Origin of the sequence: Macrococcus epidermidis (assembly GCF_024205965.1) — a bacterium.
Classification (GTDB): domain Bacteria; phylum Bacillota; class Bacilli; order Staphylococcales; family Staphylococcaceae; genus Macrococcoides; species Macrococcoides epidermidis.
Map to the genome: position 1 here is coordinate 1604367 of NZ_CP073819.1, position 18008 is coordinate 1622374.

The 18008-nt window shown below is 34.7% G+C and carries 18 protein-coding genes; 2 read left to right on the top strand and 16 right to left on the bottom strand.

Going from position 1 to position 18008, the window contains the following annotated elements:
* Window positions 1-37 precede the first annotated feature (37 nt).
* The 15 genes from mtnN to KFV12_RS08600 form a co-directional block, all read right to left on the bottom strand.
* Window positions 38-730, bottom strand: a complete 693-nt coding sequence (mtnN, locus tag KFV12_RS08530; protein ID WP_254256563.1) for a 5'-methylthioadenosine/S-adenosylhomocysteine nucleosidase — start codon at window positions 728-730, stop codon at window positions 38-40.
* A gap of 60 nt (window positions 731-790) precedes the next feature.
* Entirely contained in the window at window positions 791-1267 is a 477-nt protein-coding gene (gene greA, locus KFV12_RS08535) for a transcription elongation factor GreA (RefSeq protein WP_099578553.1), read from the bottom strand.
* Window positions 1268-1286: 19 nt separating this feature from the next.
* Window positions 1287-1910 (bottom strand): uridine kinase, encoded by a 624-nt coding sequence (udk, locus tag KFV12_RS08540; protein ID WP_096076294.1) that lies wholly within the window; start codon window positions 1908-1910, stop codon window positions 1287-1289.
* Entirely contained in the window at window positions 1910-3169 is a 1260-nt protein-coding gene (locus tag KFV12_RS08545) for a peptidase U32 family protein (RefSeq protein ID WP_239242796.1), read from the bottom strand. Before KFV12_RS08545 ends, udk begins: the two co-directional genes overlap by 1 nt.
* A gap of 11 nt (window positions 3170-3180) precedes the next feature.
* The gene (locus KFV12_RS08550) at window positions 3181-4104 is read right to left on the bottom strand and encodes a peptidase U32 family protein (RefSeq protein WP_099578557.1); all 924 of its coding nucleotides are present in this window, start codon (window positions 4102-4104) and stop codon (window positions 3181-3183) included.
* Between the two features lie 11 nt (window positions 4105-4115).
* Window positions 4116-4742: an O-methyltransferase gene (locus KFV12_RS08555; RefSeq protein WP_239242798.1), complete on the bottom strand. Its 627-nt coding sequence runs from the start codon at window positions 4740-4742 to the stop codon at window positions 4116-4118.
* 154 nt (window positions 4743-4896) lie between these two features.
* A complete protein-coding gene (gene mltG / locus KFV12_RS08560) occupies window positions 4897-6030 on the bottom strand; it encodes an endolytic transglycosylase MltG (protein WP_254256564.1) in 1134 nt (377 codons plus the stop codon).
* A gap of 18 nt (window positions 6031-6048) precedes the next feature.
* The gene (locus KFV12_RS08565; RefSeq protein ID WP_111715263.1) at window positions 6049-6363 is read right to left on the bottom strand and encodes a DUF1292 domain-containing protein; all 315 of its coding nucleotides are present in this window, start codon (window positions 6361-6363) and stop codon (window positions 6049-6051) included.
* Between the two features lie 14 nt (window positions 6364-6377).
* Window positions 6378-6797, bottom strand: a complete 420-nt coding sequence (gene ruvX, locus KFV12_RS08570) for a Holliday junction resolvase RuvX (RefSeq protein WP_099578561.1) — start codon at window positions 6795-6797, stop codon at window positions 6378-6380.
* Entirely contained in the window at window positions 6790-7059 is a 270-nt protein-coding gene (locus KFV12_RS08575) for an IreB family regulatory phosphoprotein (protein ID WP_099578563.1), read from the bottom strand. Before KFV12_RS08575 ends, ruvX begins: the two co-directional genes overlap by 8 nt.
* Before the next feature lie 61 nt (window positions 7060-7120).
* On the bottom strand, window positions 7121-9745 hold the full coding sequence (alaS, locus tag KFV12_RS08580) for an alanine--tRNA ligase (protein ID WP_254256565.1): 2625 nt from the start codon (window positions 9743-9745) through the stop codon (window positions 7121-7123).
* 250 nt (window positions 9746-9995) lie between these two features.
* Window positions 9996-12416 (bottom strand): SF1B family DNA helicase RecD2, encoded by a 2421-nt coding sequence (gene recD2, locus KFV12_RS08585; RefSeq protein WP_254256566.1) that lies wholly within the window; start codon window positions 12414-12416, stop codon window positions 9996-9998.
* Between the two features lie 2 nt (window positions 12417-12418).
* On the bottom strand, window positions 12419-13078 hold the full coding sequence (locus tag KFV12_RS08590) for a tetratricopeptide repeat protein (protein ID WP_254256567.1): 660 nt from the start codon (window positions 13076-13078) through the stop codon (window positions 12419-12421).
* Between the two features lie 78 nt (window positions 13079-13156).
* Window positions 13157-14275 carry a tRNA 2-thiouridine(34) synthase MnmA gene (mnmA, locus tag KFV12_RS08595; RefSeq protein WP_254256568.1) on the bottom strand — a complete coding sequence of 373 codons (1119 nt, stop codon included), beginning with the start codon at window positions 14273-14275 and terminating at the stop codon, window positions 13157-13159.
* A 6-nt stretch (window positions 14276-14281) separates the two neighbouring features.
* On the bottom strand, window positions 14282-15421 hold the full coding sequence (locus tag KFV12_RS08600; RefSeq protein WP_254256569.1) for a cysteine desulfurase family protein: 1140 nt from the start codon (window positions 15419-15421) through the stop codon (window positions 14282-14284).
* Window positions 15422-15579: 158 nt separating this feature from the next.
* Between KFV12_RS08600 and KFV12_RS08605 the strand changes: the two genes are divergently transcribed.
* Window positions 15580-16470 carry a nuclease-related domain-containing protein gene (locus KFV12_RS08605; protein ID WP_254256570.1) on the top strand — a complete coding sequence of 297 codons (891 nt, stop codon included), beginning with the start codon at window positions 15580-15582 and terminating at the stop codon, window positions 16468-16470.
* A gap of 37 nt (window positions 16471-16507) precedes the next feature.
* Here KFV12_RS08605 and KFV12_RS08610 read toward each other — a convergent pair whose 3' ends face one another.
* On the bottom strand, window positions 16508-16888 hold the full coding sequence (locus tag KFV12_RS08610; protein WP_254256571.1) for a hypothetical protein: 381 nt from the start codon (window positions 16886-16888) through the stop codon (window positions 16508-16510).
* A 107-nt stretch (window positions 16889-16995) separates the two neighbouring features.
* On the opposite strand from KFV12_RS08610, the gene KFV12_RS08615 reads away from it, so the two are divergent.
* Entirely contained in the window at window positions 16996-17997 is a 1002-nt protein-coding gene (locus KFV12_RS08615; RefSeq protein WP_111715274.1) for an LLM class flavin-dependent oxidoreductase, read from the top strand.
* Window positions 17998-18008: the final 11 nt, after the last annotated feature.

Genomic DNA, 18008 nt, shown 5'->3' on the forward strand with positions numbered 1-18008 from the left:
GCCATAATAAATATCATAACGTGCGCCTCCTATCCCCTTAAGCTGGTAATGTCTCTATTAATGATTTTACAATTTTAGAACTTGATACGCAAGCCACTTTTAAGAACTCTTCAAAACTCATCTCTGCCTCACCGTTTGCAAGGTCAGAAATAGCACGTGTAATAATAAACGGAACCTCAAATTGATGACATGTTTGTGCTACTGCAGCTGCTTCCATCTCAACTGCAAGGCTTTCATTAAAGTTTGTTATGATTTCCTGCTTTTGTTCAGATGAGCCAATGAAACTATCACCTGAAACGATGACTCCGATATGTGCTTTAAGATTATTTTGTTCAATTGCCTGTTGTGTATATTCAATTAATTTTTCATCAGCAAGATATCGTGCAGGCATACCTGGTACTTGCCCTAATGCATAGCCAAAAGCAGTCGCAACAACATCATGATGAAGTACGCTTTGACTAATAACAATATCACCAACAGCTAAAGAAGCACCTAAGCCACCTGCACTACCTGTATTGATGATTATCTCCGGATGATAATTCTGGATAAGCAGTGTTGCACAGATTGCAGCATTCACTTTACCGATACCACTTTGCATTAATACAACATCTTTACCATATAAATTACCTTTAAAGATTTCAACATGGGCAATCTTTTCTGTTTGCAGTTCCTGCATATCACCCTTTAAAATTTCAATCTCTTCCTGCATTGCTCCGATAATTCCAATCACACGAATTCCTCCTAAATAAAAAGTAGATCATAAGATCTACTTTAATGTATATATAATTTATTAGCTGATTTCAACGATTTTAACACGCATTTCATTGCCGTTTGGTAACGGAACGTTTACTTCGTCGCCAACTTTTTTACCAAGTAATGCTTTAGCAATTGGAGATTCATTTGAAATTTTACCTTCAAAAGGATCAGCTTCAGCAGAACCTACAATTTTATATGATTCTTCTTCATTACCAGGCACTTCAGTAAATGTTACTGTTCTGCCTAATTGAACTTCTGATTTTGAACCATCATCTTCAATAATAACTGCATGACGTAACATCATTTCAATCTTAGTAATTTCCTGTTCAACAAAGCCTTGCTCATCTTTAGCAGCATCGTATTCTGAGTTCTCTGAAAGGTCACCAAAACTACGTGCAACTTTAATTTTTTCAACGACTTCAGGTCGTCTTACTGTTTTTAAATGTTCTAATTCAACTTCTAACTTTTCAAATCCTTCTTTAGTCATTGGGTATTCTTTTTGCATTTCCATGGATAAATCCTTCTTTCTACTAATTCACTCGAATTAATGATTGTATTTTTGTTGTCATAATATCGATAGCAACTGCATTACTGCCACCTTCAGGTATAATAATGTCAGCATATCGTTTCGTTGGTTCAATGAATTGATTATGCATCGGTCTCACAACAGTTAAATATTGATCAATAACTGATTCCATTGTTCGACCACGCTCTTCTATATCTCTCATCAGTCTTCTTAAAATACGAAGATCTGCATCCGTATCAACATAAATTTTAACATCCATTAAATCACGAAGTGTTTCATTTTCTAAAGCAAAAATGCCTTCTACTATAATAACATCTTTTGGCTCAAATGTAATCGTTTTCTTACTTCTTGTATGATTTGTGTAATCATATGTAGGAACCTTTACAGTCTCACCATTACGTAAATCAATTAAATTTTGAATAAGTAAATCATTATCAAATGCTAAAGGATGATCATAATTGGTCTTTAAACGTTCTTCAAAACTAAGATGATCCTGATTTTTATAATAATAATCCTGCTCGATTAAAGCTACACTGTAGCCTTCTAAATTTTTAAGTATTTTAGAAGTTACTGATGTCTTACCCGAACCAGAACCTCCCGCAATACCGATGATAGTCGTATGCGCCATTAATTTAGTTCCTTCCTCATCATATTCATTGGATAGACTGGATGTTTTACTTTAATTTGTACGATTTGAAGAGGATGACGTGCTGCATCTAATTCTGTCCCCTCTTCATCATATATAACATCGATGACTTGCTTAAAGTTTTCTATTTCAGGACCAAAGAATTCAATTTCCTGTCCTGGTTTAAAATTATTACGTTGCTGAATTGTTGCAATTTGTGTTTCTTCAGAATAGTCTAACACTAATCCACAGAAATCAAAAGGTGTTTTTTTAGACTGTTCATGGCCAAACATTTGCTCTTCAAAACCAGGAACCCCTTCGAAGAATGCACTTGCTGTATCACGATTGGCACATTTATCTAATTCAATTAACCATTTCGGATCAATTTTGAAATTTTCAGGGTCTGCACAATAAGCATCAATTACTTTGCGATAAACAGATACTACTGTAGCGATATAATGAATTGATTTCATACGACCTTCTATCTTCAATGAATCTACGCCGATATCAATCATCTTCGGAATTGACTCAACAAGCTTTAAATCTTTAGGACTCATTGCAAAAGGTGTTGCATCTCCATCATAAACAACATCAAGTTCACCATCATCTACTGTTAATAAATCATAATCCCAGCGACAACTTTGACAACAGCCGCCACGATTTGAATCTCGTGCTGTCATATGGTTACTTAATGTACAACGACCAGAATAAGCAATACACATTGCACCATGAATGAATGCCTCAATCTCGATATCAATTTTTTCTTTCATTTCCTTAATTTCTTCAGCACTCGTTTCACGAGCAAGTACGACACGTTCTAAACCTTCAGACTTCCAGTATTCAACAGCTTTCACGTTTGATAGTGATTGTTGTGTGGAAAGATGTATTTCAAGTTTAGGCGCAACACGTTTACATGTTTCAATGATTAGCGGATCTGCTACGATAATTCCTGTCGCTCCGGTTCCTTCAAGTGCGATAAGATAATCTTCTAAACCATCCATATTTTCATCATGCGCAATAATATTGGTCGTAATATAAATTTTAGCACCATATTTATTCGCAAAGTCTACGCCTTCTTTAATTTCTTCAATTGTGAAATTGTCAGCGTTTGAACGTAATCCGTATTCTTGTCCTCCAAGGAATACAGCATCAGCACCGTAATGTACTGCAATTTTTAATTTCTCAAGGTTACCAGCAGGCGCTAATAATTCTGGTTTCTTTATTATTTGTTTTGGTTGTTTAATTTCTAATTCCGTTTTCATCAAATCATTCCTTAATATACAGTTTGTTTAAATAAGAATCCTTGATCCAGTGGACGATGTTCTGGTTGAATTTCTTCAATCATATCTACAAGATCAAATTTAGCATCCTCATATGCTTCGACATCTTCATCATAAAGGTCAAGCGCTTGTCGATATGCTTTTGTCACTGTCGTAATATATTCTTCTGAATGTAATACGCCATCTATTTTAAATGAATCAATCCCAGCTTCAATTAACTCTTCTAATTCTTCGATAACGCAAATGTCATTTGGACTCATAATATGTGTGCCATTACTATCTTCAAAAATTGGATATTTATTATTTCGTTCTTCATCATAAAGTAACATTGCATCTTTAATTTCACGATTTTCAATTTTCATTACTTTATCCTGATACATAAAATAATTACCTAATAAACTACGTTTCGATTGGAACATACATGTCATGCCATGCACTTGCACTTCAATCGCAACATCACTATGCGCTTTAATGTTTAATACTTCATCAAGAGATAACTCACGTGCAAGTACCGCTCGGTTTGCACCACGTTGTCCCCAGTAGTTCACCTGGAAATAATTCGTAACTAAAGTTTCCTGATTCCATTGTAACGGTATCGTATTGCCTAGTTCTCTTTCATACATTACAATTGCAGGATCTCCAAATAAAATTGCGTCTGGTTTTACGACGTGTAAAAATTTCATATAATCTTCAACCGCATCTAAATGTTCATTATGAAATATCCCGTTTACTGCAACATATGCCTTCTTATTGTGTTCATGAATTAAATCTATTGCAGCCTTTAAATCTTCACGATTAAATTCACCTGCCAGACGTAATCCAAATTGTTCTTCTCCGATAACAAATGCATCTGCACCTGCTTCAATTAAATCACTAATATGTGATAAAGATTTAGGTGTTACTAATAATTCTGTCATAATGTACTCCTTTATTTTTTCACTGAAATACTCATTCCATCTCCAATATCAATGAAATTCGTATCAAACGATGTATTTTCACTTAGCCATGTATTATATTTTTCAATTTTACGCACCATCTGTTTAATATTTCTACTGCGCACAATTTCAATATTGCCTACAAAATCGTGATATAAAATATTATCAGTAATAATTAAACCGCCTTTTCGGACTAATGGACTGTATAACTCAAAAAACTTTAATGATTGCGCCTTAGCAGCATCGATAAATAATATATCATATTCTGTGTCGCTCACCTCATCAAATGCTTCAAGCGCATCTTTAAAGATCGGGCGAATTTGGTGTGCTTTGTTATATTGTTCAATATGCTTCAAAGCATATTGATACATTGTTTCATTACGTTCAATCGTTGTGATATGAATATTATCTTTTACTGATGCAAAATGTAATGCACTATATCCAATTGCTGTACCGATTTCTAGTACTGATCTCGCATGATGTATGCGAATCAACTGTTTGACGAATTCTACTGATATTTTATCCATAATTGGCACGTCATTTTCTTTTGCGACTTCAATTAAATCATCGATTGTACTGATTGGATTTAATCTACTGATATATGTCTCTTCTTTTATCAATTAAAACAATCCTTTAACGAAAAAATTACCAACCACAAAGGCTGGTAGTAGTGTTTTATATTTTCATGATATTGTACCATAAAACAACCAAAATTGTAATAGTAAAATTACAACTTGATAAAATCAAAAAAGAATAGGACAAAATATCCTATTCTTATTGCTGACTATCAATATGTTTATCTTTAAGTTGTAGATGTTCTTCATATGTTTTAGAGAAATAGTTCTTACCGTCTTTTGCTGCTAAGAAGTATAAATAATCTGTCTTTGCAGGATTTAAGACACTTTCCATTGATTCTTTACCACTTGTTGCAATCGGCCCAGGTGGTAAACCTGTATTGATGTACGTGTTATAAGGGGATTGAACTTTCAAATCTGCTTCATATGTAACAGCTTTATGACAACCTAGCGCATATAATACTGTAGGGTCTGTCTGCAGTGGCATGGCAGGGTTTGCTTCCATACGATTAATAAATACTGATGCAATCTTCGCTCGATCTGTTAGTCCTGTCGCTTCTCTTTCAACTAATGATGAGAATGTCAGGAATTCATGGAACGTTAGTCGCTTTTCAGCACCATCTTCTGTCAATAAAATGCCACCATATTTATCCCATAACGGAAAAGCATTTTCTTCAGTCGCTGTTAGCATTTTATCAACGATTTCTTCAGTCGTAGGATTCTTTTCAGTAAAATCATATGTCGCAGGATATAAATAGCCTTCTAAAGGTACTTTAATATCTTTATTAAAGACCTCTTTTGTAATTAACTTCGGATGTTTCTTCTGCATCTTTTTAATGAAAGCAGGATTATTTACCTCTTTAACAAAATCCGCTTTATTAATTGAAGTTTTCTTTTCAACAATCTCACCGATTTGATCGATTGTAATACCTTCAGGAACATTCATTTTAAAGACAACTGGAATGTAAACTTCACCTTTTTGAAGACTTTTTGAAATTTGTTTAAACGTCATAGAAGGCGATAATTCATAATTTCCTGCCTGGAAATTAGAAATATTATTAAACTTCAAATAATACTTGAACATCGTACTACTTTTAATGATTTTTTCTTTTTCTAATTTTTCTCCAATCATCGTTGCAGACTCACCAGGTAATATTTCTATCTTAGTAGTAGACTTATCATCTGGATTCAGTGGCTTTTGGCTAGAGCTAATATAAAAATAACTACCAACTGCTAAAATACACACGCCTATTAAAATAATTCCGATAATGATAGAAGAAAGAAGTTTAGAGAAAGATTTTGAATCTCTAATTTCTTTGTTTCTATTCGACATAATCAAACTCCTTTAAGATTAAAGCTCTTCTTCATCAAAGTTAGTGTTTACGAATTCTTCAATCATATCCCATTCTTCATCTGTTTCGATTGGAATTAATTTTCCGCCTTCTCCTTCGCTATCAGGTACATTGATCATTGGAATTAATTCGATTTCTTCCTCTTCATCTGAACCTTCTTCAGCTAAGATAACATATTCTTTCTCAAATCCAGGGTGTCTAAAACTTACTAATTTGCGGTATAATACTTGATTACCTTCTTCATCATAAAGTTCTAATAATTCTACTTCTTCATTAATATCTAGCGTCTCCTGATTGTTCATTTCTTCTGTCATTTTAATCATCCTTTTTATTTTGAATTTAAATACCCTTGTAATATGAAAACTGCAGCCATCTTATCAATGACCTGCTTTCTTTTCTTGCGTGAAACATCCGCTTCTAACAGTGTTCTTTCAGCACCAACTGTCGATAGACGTTCGTCCCACATTACTATTGTAATGTCAGGACAAACTGCTTTCAACATTTCACTAAATCGAATTGATGCTTCTCCCCTTGGTCCTACTGAATTATTCATATTTTTAGGTAATCCAATAACGGCAGTATCAACATTATTTTCATCTATGATCTTTTTGAGTTCGGCTATCCCAAACTCTTCATTTGCTTCATCGATGCGGAGTGTAGTAAGACCTTGCGCAGTCCAACCCATGGCATCACTTAATGCAACACCAATCGTTTTAGAACCAACATCTAAACCGATAACTTTATTCATTACCTTTTTTCTCAGTTTGAATATAGTTTGATACAAGTTGTTCCATAATATCGTCACGATCTAAACGTCGGATTTGATTTCTGGCATCATTATGTCTTGGAATATAAGCTGGATCTCCTGATAATAGATAACCAACGATTTGATTGATCGGGCTATATCCTCTTTCTTCTAAAGTATTATAAACATTCAATAATACAGTTCTTACTTCTTCTTTCGGTAGTTCATCAAAGTTGAACTTCATTGTTTTATCGAAATTTTCCACTGCAATACACTCCTTTGTATGACATTTGTTCAATAATATCATACTATAAAACAATTTTTAATTACAATGTATTAATATAATCCTTCACAAATTGTAATGCTGTTGTAATACCAGCTGGATCATTTGCTGCACCTTGAGCAGAATCAGGACGGCCGCCACCTTTACCGCCAGTTGCATTTGCAACACCTTTTATAATGTCTCCAGCCTTCACTTGTGACGTTTTATCTTTTGGTACACTCGCCATATAATTTAACTTGTCATTTGCTGCAGCGATAAAGATTACTGCATCCTGTAATTTTGATCTATAGTCATCCATAAGTTCACGCAGCATTTTATTATCTTCTGCATCTACTTCCACTGCTAATAACTTAAGTCCGTTAATTTCTTCAACTTGTTCTGTTATGTCACCCATCTTAAGAGATGCTACTGCTTTATTCAATTCAGTGATTGTTTTTTCCTGACCACGAATCGTCGCTGTTAATTCATCAATCTTACCTGCTAATTGTTCTTTCTGTTTTACTTTCACTTTTGGTAAAATGTCATTCACTGTATTTTGATATGTTGATAAATATTCAAATGCTGCTTTGCTTGTTACGGCTTCAATACGACGTACACCAGCCCCTGTACCTGATTCAGACACTATCTTGAATAAACCTATTTCACCAGTATTGCGTACATGCACACCACCACATAGCTCAATTGAATAATCACTCATTTCAACAACACGAACGATATCACCATATTTTTCACCGAATAAAGCCATCGCACCTTTTTCTTTTGCTTCTTTTATCGGCATTTCATTGATTTCAACCGGTAGATTTGCCCATATTTTTTCATTTACGATACGTTCAATTTTTTCTATTTCTTCTTGTGTAACTGGACCGAAATGAGAAAAGTCAAAGCGAAGTCGTTCTGGTGTTACTAATGAACCAGCCTGATTAACGTGTGTGCCTAAAACATCTTTTAATGCCTGATGCATTAAATGCGTCGCACTATGGTTTTTAATTACAAATGTTCTGAAGTTTGGATCTACTTGCGTCTTCACTTTAGCACCAACAGTTACTTTACCGAAACGAACTGTTCCTGTGTGCAGATTCTGGCCATTTGGGGCCTTCGTAACCTCGGTAACCTCAATCTCAAATTCTTCATTTGAAACAATCCCTGTATCAGCAATTTGTCCACCACTTACAGCATAAAATGGTGTCTCAGTAAGGATAAACTGTATTGTATCTTCTTTTGAAGCATCTACACTTTCACCGTTTTCCACAATCGCTACTACTTGTGTTTCATTTGATAAAGTATCATAACCAACGAATTTACTTTCAACTTTAATATTCGATAACACTTCATTTTGAACCTGCATACTTTGCGTCTTTTGTCGTGATTCTCGCGCACGTGTACGCTGTGCTTCCATAGCCATTTCGAATCCTTCATGATCAACTGCAATACCTGCTTCTTCAGCTAATTCTTCAGTTAATTCCACAGGGAAACCGAATGTATCATACAATTTGAATACATCTTCGCCTTTTAATCGTTTATCTGAATTTTGTGCAGCTTCTTTTAATGCATTGAAATGTACTAAACCTTCTTCAAGTGTTTCATGGAATCTATCTTCTTCAGATTTAATTACTTTTTTAATGAAATCTTTATTTTTATCTACATCTGGATAATATGGTTTCATAATGCTTGCTACGATATCAACAAGCTCATACATGAAAGGTTTATTAATATTTAATTTCTGAGCGAAACGAACTGCACGGCGTAGTAAACGACGTAATACATAGCCACGCCCTTCATTTGATGGTAGTGCACCATCTCCAATTGCAAAGCTTACTGTACGGATATGGTCTGCAATCACTTTGAAAGCAATATCATCTTCTTTATTAGTACGATATTTTTTCCCTGAAATTTGTTCTGTTGCTTCTATAATCGGCATAAATAAATCTGTATCATAGTTTGTCGGAACATCTTGAGAAATAGAAGCCATACGCTCTAATCCCATCCCTGTATCTATGTTTTGCTTAGGAAGCGGTGAATATGTGTGATCAGGATTATGGTTGAACTCAGAGAACACTAAGTTCCATACTTCTAAATAACGCTCGTTTTCTCCACCTGGATACATTTCTTCTGCAGGATCATCTTGGCCATAGCTCTCTCCACGATCATAGAAAATTTCAGTATTCGGACCACTCGGACCTTCTCCGATATCCCAGAAGTTTCCTTCAATACGTGTAATACGGTCATCAGTTAAACCGATATCATTAACCCAGAAATCATACGCTTCAGTATCTTCCGGATGAATAGTAACGTATAATTTTTCTGGTTCAATCGCCATCCAGCGCTCACTCGTTAAGAATTCCCATGCAAATTCAATTGCTTCTTTCTTAAAGTAATCACCAATAGAGAAATTCCCTAACATTTCAAAGAATGTATGGTGACGTGCCGTAAATCCTACATTTTCAATATCATTTGTACGGATTGATTTTTGTGCATTTGTGATACGTGGATTTTTTGGAATAACGCGGCCATCGAAATATTTCTTAAGCGTTGCTACACCTGAGTTAATCCATAGAAGTGTGTCGTCATCTATTGGTACTAAAGGTGCTGAAGGTTCAATCATATGTCCTTTCTCTACAAAAAAGTCTAAATACATTTGTCTAATTTCTGCTGCAGTTAATCGTTTCATTATTATCTTCTCCTTTAAAATAAAAAAATACACGTTATCCCTAAAAAAGGGACGAACGTGTTCGCGGTACCACCCTAGTTATGACAAAGTCATCACTCGATTAATATTCGAAATTATAAGATAAAGTAGCTTCAGTAATATCAAGCATATCTTTCACCAACCGATATGTCTCTAAGTCTTGAGGGATTACCTACTCAGCTTTAAATTTGAATTAGTTAAATTATAATTGAATCATATGCTTATCGTCAACTTAAACATAATCATATGGAGATATATCTCCCATATTAATCATCGGTGAAACTAGATGCATATTCTCTTCGGTCATTTCACCAACCTGAAATGGTAATTTTTTAAATACTTCATTTTCATTATTTTCATCAGTATCGATGTCGCTTTTTACAATGTCTTTTTGATCATCTGTGCTAAAATAATCCATTAAAAATTGATAAAAAGAAGTGAATCTGGCATTGCCTAATCTTTTTATACCATCATTGAAGGCATTAACATCACCGCAAAAGATAAGTGACTGTTTCGCACGTGTTAATCCTGTATATAATATATTTTTCTGCAGCATTCTATAGTACTGATTGACAACAGGCATAATGACAATCGGAAATTCTGATCCTTGCGCTTTATGAATCGAGCAACAATATGCATGGGTAATTTCAATTAAATCAGCTTTTGTATACGTTACTTCATTCCCATCATAATCTACAATGACAACATCCTTATTCAGTGCATTTTCTGCTGCTTTAAAGATACCTACGATTTCTCCGATATCTCCGTTAAATACACTATCTTCAGGTCGGTTAACAAGCTGTAAAACTTTATCGTGATTTCTAAAGACAATATCACCAAATTCCATTTCGCGCTTTTTTTCTTCTGGTGGATTTAAAATTTTCTGTAAAACTTTATTCAATGCACGAATCCCTGCATTACCTCGATATATTGGTGCGAGCACCTGAATATCCCGCATATCGTAACCTTTATTAACAGCTGATGTTACGATTTTCTCGATAACTTCTGGAATTTGATCCGTTTGGCATGGAATAAAACTTCTATCATTGTATCGTTTTGTGATATCGAATGGTTCATTTCGTTTAATCTGATGTGCCAGTTCTACGATAGAAGAGCCTTCCTGCTGACGATAAACTTCATTCAGTTCAATCTGAGGAATAATTTGAGACTCTATTAAATCTTTAAATACTTGTCCTGGACCTACGGATGGCAACTGGTCCTGATCACCTACAAAAATAATCTGAGAGTCATTTGGTACTGCTTTCATCAATTGAAACATTAACCACGTGTCAACCATAGACATCTCATCGATAATGATAAGCTTTGCAGTAATTTCATTTTCCAGAATATCATCAGGCTTATTATCTCGGGTCCAACCGATCAGTCTATGAATCGTTGTTGCTTCCAATCCTGTTGATTCATAAAGTCGTTTCGATGCACGACCTGTTGGTGCTGCAACAACGATCGGAAAGTCCTGACCATCATAATCATTATAGTCAAGACTTAATCCATGCAGTTCTGCATAAAGTGTCACAATACCTCTTACAACTGTTGTTTTCCCAGTACCAGGACCACCAGATAAAATCATCAGTTTACTATGCATCGCCTGCATTAGTGCTTCCTTCTGTTTTTCTGCATATGACACTTCAAATAACTGTTCAATCTCCCCAATAGCAAGCATTATTTCAGATTGTTCAAATTGCTTAAGTTGATTTTGATGATTCATTAATCTGTGTAATACTTGAACGGTCTTTGTTTCAGAATAAAATAAACTAGGTATATAAATATTTTTTTCATGTTCGACAAGTAATTTTTTCTCTTCGCAAAGTTCAGTTAATGCATTTACTAATGCATCGGGGTTAACATCAGAACCATTCTTTGTTAATAGATTGAAGCTTGTCTCGAGTAAAATCTGATCCGGAATGTAAGTATGACCATTCTGTAATGATGCCTGCTCCATACCATAGACTAATGCTGCTTTTAATCGTTCAGGATGATTGTTATCTATACCGATATGACGGGCTAATTCATCAGCTTTGTTAAAACCTATGCCTTCGATATCCATCACTAATTGATAAGGTGATTCATTTATTACTCTTATCGTATCGTCTTTGTAAAACTGATAGATTTTCATTGCAAGCTGTGGTCCAAAGCCCCAATCATTTAATTGAATCATTACTTTCTCAATCGCTTGGTTTTCATTGATTGTATTGTAAATTAAATCTTTTTTATCTTGTGATAATTTCGGAATCTGATCCAGACTGCTTTTATCATCTAAAATAATATTCAATGCATCTTCGCCAAGTATTTCAACAATTGTACGTGCTGTTTTTTTGCCGACACCTTTAAATAGGTCACTAGAAAGATAATGAATGATACCGTCTTTAGATTGAGGTAAATCCTTCTCAAATTTCTCTGCCTGTAATTGTTTCCCGTACTTAGCGTGTAACATAATCTTTCCGGTAAATGTATAAGTGTCACCTTCTGCAATTTGAGGTAGGAAACCTGTAACCGTCACTTCATCATCAAAATCTTCATTTGTATCGATTACCTCGGCTTTTAATACCGTATAAAAGTTATCGTTATTCTGAAAAAGTATACGGACAATAGTGCCTTTCACATAAGATCGATCAAATAAAGTGGCGTTCTCCAAGTTTATTCCTCCTTCATTGCTTTAAATGTTTTCAGTGCATGGCCAGCGAGCAGATGATCAGGCTGAATGTCAATAACACGCTCGAATTCAACTATAGCTGCATCAATATTTTCTGTCATCATATAATCTGCAAGTGCCTTATTATAAATCGCGTCTGTATGATCTGGATTATCACTTAATACACGTGCTAAAGTCTTTGATGCTTCTTCAAACATATTCATCTGACACATCACAAGACCATATTGGAATGATATCTCAGTGTCATCCGATTTGAGTTCATGTGCACGCATTAAAAATGGTAATGCTGACGCGAAATCACTTAGATTAACAAATGACATACCGAGCATATAGTATGTATCACCATCTTCCAGTCCATTTTCAATGGCTTTATGATACAGTTTCACTGCTTCTTCAAATCGATCCGCATTGTAATATATATTGGCCAGCCCATAGTATGCACCACCATGAGTCGGGTCTACAGTAATGGCTTTTTGAAAGAAACGTTCCGCTTCAATCGGTTGATTTGAATCCAGAAGAATCGTTCCCATATTAATATAATGTGTCACTTCTTCAGGTTCTTCATCAATTGCTTCTATAAGTATTTTTAGTGCTTCTTCATATTGTTTCGTTTCAATCAGTTGCATTAAATGTTCATCATTCATTAGCGTTCTCCTCTATTATATTCATTGTATTATTATATCAAAAAATAAAAAAGAAGACATTGCTGTCTCCTTTGAAATTTATTGTGTCACCACATATGTTAACTGACCAGAATTTTTAAATACTTCATCAATCGTTGCACCACCTAGACAAACTTCGTCCTGATAGAATACCACTGCCTGACCAGGTGTGATTGCTCTCACGGGTTCTGAAAAAATCACTTTAACCGTATTGTCATCGATACGTTCAACAGTAACCTTCGTATCCTTTTGACGATATCTGAATTTAGCCGTACATTCAAATCCATTAGACAAATCAATATCATTGATAAATGAGACGTCAGATGCAATCAAGTAGTCACTGTATAATGCTTCGTGGTCAAATCCTTGCTCAACATACAATACATTGTCTTTTAAATTTTTACCGACAACAAACCATGGATCGCCATCTCCACCGATACCTAGCCCATGACGTTGTCCAATGGTATAGTACATTAATCCTGAGTGTTCTCCCATTTCAATGCCATCTAAAGTCATCATTTTACCGTTTTGTGCAGGAAGATAACCGCTTAAAAACGTTTTGAAGTTACGTTCTCCAATAAAACAGATACCTGTAGAATCTTTCTTTTTAGCAGTTGCTAAGTCATTGTTTATAGCGATTTCACGTACTTCTGGTTTTTGCAGATGCCCTAAAGGAAACATGACATGTTGTAACTGATCTTGTGATAACTGGTTTAAGAAATATGTTTGGTCCTTGTTATTATCAACACCACGTAACATTTCAACGGTACCGTCATCATTACGACGAATTTGAGCATAATGCCCTGTAGCGACAAAATCCGCACCTAACGCTAATGCATGATCTAGAAATGCCTTAAACTTAATCTCTTTATTACACATTACATCCGGATTTGGCGTTCTGCCTTTTTTATATTCATCAAGAAAGTATGTAAAAACTTTATCCCAGTATTCTTTTTCGAAATTTACTGCATAATAAGGGATACCGATTTGATTACAAACACGGATAACATCTTCATAATCCTCTGTTGCAGTACATACACCAAATTCATCAGTATCATCCCAGTTTTTCATAAAGATACCGATAACGTCATAGCCTTGTTCTTTTAGTAATAATGCAGTTACTGAGCTATCAACGCCACCACTCATTCCAACTACTACTTTAGTTTTTTCATTTGTCATTCTTATCTACTCATTTCTATTCATTTCATAAATTTTTTTAATTTGTAATGCAATATAATCAATATCTTCTTCTGTCATTTGATGTGAAAAACTAAATCGTATCGACTGTTTTGTTCGTGGATGTTCACCAAACATTGCAGTAAGTACATGACTCGGTTCTATACTACCAGCAGTACATGCAGAACCACTTGATACATATACTCCATTCATATCAAGGATTGTAAGCATTTTCTCAACATCGCTGAATGGAAAATAAAGATTAGTGATGTGAGGTAATGAATCATTTATATCACCATTCAATTCAAACGGAATATCGTAAGACTGAAGCGCGTTAATAAAATGTTGTTTCAATTGTATCAATTTTAAACTTGATTGTTCAATATTATCTGTAGCCATTTCTAATGCTTTTGCCATACCGCTAATATATGCGATATTTTCTGTACCCGCACGACGTTTAGTCTCCTGTGCGCCTCCAAGCTGCTGAAATTGTAATGGCGTCTTATCTTTCACATATAGTAAACCCAAACCTTTTGGGCCATAGAACTTATGTGCAGTGAGGGTAAATAAATCTACGTTTAGTGACTTTAAATCGATCGGCATATGACCAATCGTCTGAACGCCATCAGTATGAAATATTGCCTGATGCTCTTTTAATAGTTCAGCAATTTCGTCAACTGATTGAACAGTACCAACTTCGTTGTTACCAAACATAATAGAAACTAATATCGTATCTTCACGAAGTGCATCTTTCAATTTGTCAACTGCTACAAAGCCTTGTGCATCCACTGGTAAATATGTGACTTCATACCCTTCTTTTTCAAGTTGCTCAAAGACGTGTAATACAGAGTGATGCTCAATAGAAGAGGTAATCAAATGTTTACCTTTATGCTGATTCTGGTATGCAATACCTTTAATCGCCAGATTATTCGATTCAGTAGCGCCACTAGTAAAGACAATTTCTCTTGGTGATGCGTTCAATATTTTTGCAATTTTCATGCGTGACTGATCTAAAATTCTACGACCATCACGTCCGATATGATGTATTGACGAAGCATTACCAAAGTGATCAGTTAATACTTCATTTATTTCAGATACAACTTCCGGCGCAACATTAGTAGTTGCTGCATAGTCTGCATATACCTTCATAATTTATGAACATCCTTTCAATTTTTTCAATAACTTATCTTAACACCCTTTAAGAAAAAAAACTATCTAATTAACTTAATTGTAAAAATTGTAAAGATTCTCATTTTGAAAAATACTTTAACGATTTTCTACTATATATAAATAGGAGGAGATTTCATTTGGAACGAATCATATTAGAAATTCTAAATAGCCGTGATGTTGACTTTGACCAATCAAAAAAACTAGAAAAGTTACGATTAGGTAATGATGGAGAACAAAACGTTCGAGGAATCATAGCACAATTTGAAGAAATCGACGCAATTCATGATATTTTATTTGAAGTTGATGGCAGTTATTTTCAAATAGACCATCTGATTATATCGGGTAATCATTTGATTATTTTTGATGCTAAATATTATAGTACCGACGTTTACATCAAGAATGGTGAATGGTATTTAGATGATTTACAAATAAAGAATCCTTTGACGAGTTTGAATAATACCGTAAATCAGCATTTGAAAAAGTTACTCTATTATCATGGCATGCAATTAAAAATTTATGGCTATATAATATGGTGTAATGAAAATGCCTATATATATGGTTTGGAGAAAAAGTTACCGATTATTCAATTGAATCGATTGGAGGATTGTTTGAAAAAATTATCGCGACATCGCGTATCAATGTATACTGCTGCCGATATTTTCGAACTACGTTCGCGATATAACCCTTTCCTGAAACACTATCCTGAGAAATTAGATACTTTGAAGAAAGGTTTGAATTGTCCTAAATGTTTCAGTCTACTCGGAGAACGCAGTCGAAAAAAATATATTTGTCGCAGTTGTGGAGAATCATATCATTTAGCAGACATAGTATTCAAAAATTTACAGTATTATTGTCTGGTGAAGGGAGATAATGAAATAGATATTTATGATTTTTATAAATTTATAGATAAGCCTATTTCAGTTCGTACTTTAAATGATTATCTTAAGAAATGGATAGTAATGAATAATTTAAAATACTTAAAACAACGTTACTATTATTTATTAGATAGTTTATTCGTTACAAAATAGAATAATATATATATATTTATTTCGATAAAATTTTTATTTATGGCCCTATCAGAATTTTTATAACTACGATTCCACTATTACTTATTACCTTTAGCGGTATCGGAACTTTTTGTGCTACGATTCCGCTATTACTCATTATCTTTAGCGGTATCGGAACTATCATTACTACGATTCTGCTATTACTCATTACCTTTAGCGGTATCGGAACTTTTTGTACTACGATTCCGCTATTACTCATTACCTTTAGCGGTATCGGAACTTTTTGTGCTACGATTCCGCTATTACTCATTATCTTTAGCGGTATCGGAACTATCATTACTACGATTCTGCTATTACTCATTACCTTTAGCGGTATCGGAACTTTTTGTACTACGATTCCGCTATTACTCATTACCTTTAGCGGTATCGGAACTATCATTACTACGATTCCGCTAAAATTTCATCCACTATCAACAAGCATATAATTATCATAATTACCGACCTAAGTGCTAAACTATCGGTACTAAATTAAAAGGAGTTAATTATATGTCTAATCTCAATATTCCTATTTCTATTTTGAATTTAGCGCCAGTACGAAAAGGCGATACGAACAAGGATGCAATCGATCAGGTGGTATCACTGGCTCAACTGGCTGAAGAACTAGGTTATAACCGATACTGGATTGCTGAGCACCATAATACACCGAGCCTTGTGAGTTCAGCAACAGTAGTGCTTATTAATCATGTCCTTCAACATACAAAATCAATACAGGTTGGTTCAGGTGGAATCATGTTACCTAACCATGCACCACTCGTTGTAGCAGAACAATTTGGTACGATGGCAACAATTTATCCTGATCGATTGAATCTTGGATTAGGTCGTGCACCTGGTACGGATATGATGACTGCGAGTGCTCTACGTCGCGACCGTCATGATAGTGTGTATACTTTTCCTGAAGAAATTCAGGAATTGTTAAAGTATTTTGGACCTGAAGAAAAACAAGGATTTGTAAAAGCTTATCCTGGTGCTGACACAAATGTACCGATATTTGTACTTGGTTCTTCAACTGATTCAGCACATCTTGCAGCACGTCTCGGTTTACCTTATGCGTTTGCCGGACACTTTGCACCGGAACAGATGAAAGAAGCGATCGCAATTTATCGCAATCTTTTCCAGAAGTCTGAATATCTGGACAAACCTTATGTTATGGTCGGTACGAATGTGATTATCGGTGAAACTGATGAAGAAGCTGATTATCTGGCGACTTCCACTCATCAATTTTTCTTAAGTGTAATCCGAAATGCAAGACAACCGCTTCAACCACCAGTAGAAGATATGGATGCGATTTGGAGTCCACAAGAAAAACAAATGGCATTGTCTCGTACTCAAACTGGTTTTGTAGGTTCTAAAGAAACTGTAAAACAAAAATTACAAGCTTTTCAAAATGAATTCAATGTCGATGAATTTATTGTGGTTAGTTATATCTATGATCTTGAAAAACAACATCAAAGTTTCAGATGGTTAAAAGAAATTACAGAAGAAAAATAGTTATCGCAGAT